The organism is Mesobacillus sp. (assembly GCF_049588175.1).
Classification (GTDB): Bacteria; Bacillota; Bacilli; order Bacillales; family Cytobacillaceae; genus Mesobacillus.
This window is the reverse complement of record NZ_JBAVFI010000405.1, coordinates 1-3586: the sequence shown is the minus strand read 5'-3', so window position 1 is coordinate 3586 and position 3586 is coordinate 1. Positions and strand designations below refer to the sequence as shown.

General features: G+C 40.2%; 3 protein-coding genes and 1 pseudogene. All 4 read right to left on the bottom strand.

What is annotated here, in order from left to right:
* A pseudogene (locus WB217_RS10175) lies at positions 1–209 on the bottom strand (S9 family peptidase); the annotation flags it as partial.
* Positions 210–363: 154 nt separating this feature from the next.
* Complete coding sequence (locus WB217_RS10170) at positions 364–1530, bottom strand: TraB/GumN family protein (protein WP_423993077.1); 1167 nt, start codon at positions 1528–1530, stop codon at positions 364–366.
* A 453-nt stretch (positions 1531–1983) separates the two neighbouring features.
* Complete coding sequence (locus WB217_RS10165; RefSeq protein WP_423993075.1) at positions 1984–2553, bottom strand: YdhK family protein; 570 nt, start codon at positions 2551–2553, stop codon at positions 1984–1986.
* Positions 2554–2726: 173 nt separating this feature from the next.
* A complete protein-coding gene (locus tag WB217_RS10160) occupies positions 2727–3515 on the bottom strand; it encodes a GNAT family N-acetyltransferase (protein ID WP_423993073.1) in 789 nt (262 codons plus the stop codon).
* Between the last annotated feature and the right edge of the window lie 71 nt (positions 3516–3586).

Genomic DNA, 3586 nt, shown 5'->3' with positions numbered 1-3586 from the left:
CCATCTTGGGAATACCTCAATGCATGACAGCTCTGATCAACAAATGTGAGTGGGTATGGATATTGATTTGGCAAATCCATTGCCCATAAATTATACTTTCCAGTAAGATTGGTGCTGAAAACGACTTGTTTTTCGTCCGGGCTTACTGTAAACGCTTGAATATTGAATGTGCGATAAAAATTCTCGATATCCGGTTTCTTAAAATTCACCAAAAGACCCACCCCTATTTTCTAATTTTATACATTTAACTATACTGACAACTTATCCGAAAAATTCTGAAATGTCTAGTAAATATATCCGTTAGAGGCACAAAAAGGATGAAATCATTATTTTGATTCCATCCCCTAGATGTAGGTTATTAAATTAAAAGTTTTCAAAAAATGTTTTAATGACATCCGCACCGCCAATGAAGGTTCCAAATGAAGCCCCAATGTTTGAAAGTACCACAATCAGGAGGATCCGGCTTACCTTGTTGCGCCAGAATCCTTTTACACTAAAAACGTCTTCTGATAAAGTTTCGAAGTCCTTGACGCTCGGACGACGAACATAGGCTTGGGCAAGACCAGCAAACCAGCCTGCTGCCAGCAATGGATGCAGTGCAGTGAACGGTGCGGCCACAAACGCAGTAAGGATTGTTAATGGGTGACCCATCGCAATGACAGTTCCAAGTGCTGAAAGTGAGCCAGTCCAAAGTATCCAGCTTATTGATTGATCAAGTCCTGCATTCGGATTTGCAAAAAAGGTAATCACAATAAGTGCGACAATCATGATTGGAAGCGCCCAGCCAAGGATTTTCGGCCACTTAGACTTAGGCGGAATAGCATTTAATTGCGCCAAATTCTGCTCTTTTTTGATTTCTTCTTTAATTCCTGGCACGTGTGCTGCTCCAAGAACAGCGACAACTTTTTCACCAGGGGCATCCTTGATCTTTTGAGCAAGATACTGGTCGCGCTCATCAATTAAAGGCTTCTTTAACTTCGGGAAGCTTTCAGTGAATTCATTGAGCATGGCATTGATGGTATCCTGCTCCTTCATCTTCTCCAATTCTTCCTCGGAAATACTGTCATGGCTAAAAATACTTGTGATGATCTGAGTGAGCAGCATCGACTTTCCTCTCAGACCGAGATTACCCCAAATCCTTGAAAAAGTAATCTGGATATTCCTATCCGCAAGCACTAAATTCGCGCCAACTTCTTTAGCGGATTCGATTCCCTGGATCATTTCCTGCCCAGCTTTAATTCCAAGTTCCTTAGCCATACGGTTTTGGAAAGAAGAGATGGCAAGATTCATTAACAGCAATGACGCTCTCTTTTGCTTGATTACCTGGATTATGTCCATTTCCTTCCACTTGGCACCTTCAGTGATTGTTTGATACCTTTGTTCATCCAGCTCAACACAAACGGAATCAGGCATTTCGGCTTCAATTACTTCCTTTACTTGCTCCGCACTGTGCTTTGATACGTGTGCCGTGCCAATCAGTATGTATTCTTTTCCATCTAAATTAATTCTCGTTATGTTATCCTCGACCATAGATACCTTCCTTTAAATAGACCAGCTGCTTGCCTCTGGCAAACGATAATGGACAGTCCAAAATATAAAATGAGCAATGATTCTGTTTATTTTTCCATTATAACATGAACCGCTGATCTATTTACCAACAAAACAAAAAACTGCACTAGGAGTCATAAATTCTGACTCCTAGTGCAGCTTTTCTGTTCATTACTTGTCATTTACTTTGAATAAGTTGTTTTCAGCTTAGTTGATTTTCGGTTATCCATCATTTTTTTCACAACAGGATACAAAACTGGTCCCCATTTGATTGCCATTCTGATTAGTTTATTCATGAGCCTTACCTCCTCATTTGTTACTGTATATATACCCTGGCTATATGTAAGACAATCCTGCTTTTTTTTGGAAGGTTCATTTTTATGGTTACAAATGAAAGACCCCCATTCAAACAAGAATAGGGGTCAAATGAATCGTTTATTTTGCTGGAGAAAGTTCACTCTCAGTTACCCATTGATGGTTGGTAACTTTTTCAGAACCGTCAGTAGGAGTAAAATCAACCATATATACTGTCGTTTCCTCTGCTGTATCGATTACAGCTTTTGCACCCTTCATGCCTTCCATATGCTCAGTGTTAATGATTGCCTCATCACCAGCTTTTAATGGCTTATCCCCAGCATCCTTAAGCTCTTCATGGATGACCCACTTATGATTTTCTACCCTTGGACCGCCGTTCGTCGGGTCATATGACAAAGAGTAAACAACTGTGTCATAGGCACCAACAATTGTAGCTTCAGCACCATCCATTCCCGGCATATGGTCTTCGGTAATGATCGCCTTGCTTCCAACTTTATAAGTTGGGTTATGTTCTTCCTTAAGACCCTCTGGAATCTCCCCAGAACCTGAATGCTCCATATTGGCATGGCTGCTATGATCACCACTGCTCTCCTTGCCAGCGTTTTCGCCTTGATCCCCCGAACAAGCCGATAAAAAAAGCGCAGTTGAAACGGAAATCATCAACATTGATAATTTGCTGTTAAATTTCATAAATATCTCTCCTCTTTTGGTGATAAATAATTTATAACAGGAAATTGTGCAGAAAATATCGAGCAGCTATCGAGAAGGTGATTTTTGAAACTGCATTGCTTATAAAATACAATCTAAAAGTAAGTCTTCAAAAAAACTCTCTTCTTCCAAAGAGAGTTATTAAATGATTATCACTATTTTCCTTCTCGAATTTCCATGATACTTTTCCCGCCTGCAAATGCATGGAGAGTGTTAATTTTACCAAGTGTTTGGAATCCATACCGGCTATATACATTTTCGACCTTGTCGCTGATCGGGAACACCCATAAGTGGCTGAATCCTCTATCATGGACCTGCTGCTGGATATAGCGTATCAACTTGCCAATCAGGCCTTTTCCCCGGTATTCTTCTAATGTGGCAACACTTTCAAGCCTCGCCTGGTCACCATCATGAAAAATACATGCAGTCGAACACGCGACTCCCTTATACCTTAGCAAAAAGTGAGTAAATCCAGGATGCTTAATTTCTTCCTTTAATGCCACTTCCCTGATCGCTCCGCCAAATTCCTTGATGGTAATTTCAATATCGATTGCTTCTTGAAGATTCTTATCCGTTACTTCTTCGATTGAAAAATCTTCACCTAAAGGAGTAGCTTTAAGCTTATTGTCCCATAGCTGCACTGGTCCTCCCAGTTCCTCACTGCGAAACCCTGCACGATGCAACTCTTTAAGTAAAGCTGCATTGTCCTCATGATTATAAATATAAAACCTCGGAATGATATTCTTCTCTTTGTAAAAATAACTTACTTCCTGTACAACCAGTGCTGGATCATCGACCACCTCACTAATCTGAGCATGATTCGCATCATAGTAGTTAGGCTGCCTTTCATTCATAAATATGGTGCCCCATGACTTGTCCAGTCTTTTGGTAAAAGTACTTATATACGCTCGATCTAATTCTAGTACTTTATCTAATAATTCCATTTTCCTTCCCCATCTTTCATCAATTTCACATTAAAGTACAAGATTGTTTATTCGGCTCATACCCTTAATGG

What these genes read in the sequence shown, in the direction of transcription:
- WB217_RS10160 (WP_423993073.1), bottom strand. Translation starts at nt 3,515, where the DNA reads ATGGAATTATTAGATAAAGTACTAGAATTAGATCGAGCGTATATAAGT.
- WB217_RS10170 (WP_423993077.1), bottom strand. Translation starts at nt 1,530, where the DNA reads ATGGTCGAGGATAACATAACGAGAATTAATTTAGATGGAAAAGAATAC.
- WB217_RS10165 (WP_423993075.1), bottom strand. Translation starts at nt 2,553, where the DNA reads ATGAAATTTAACAGCAAATTATCAATGTTGATGATTTCCGTTTCAACT.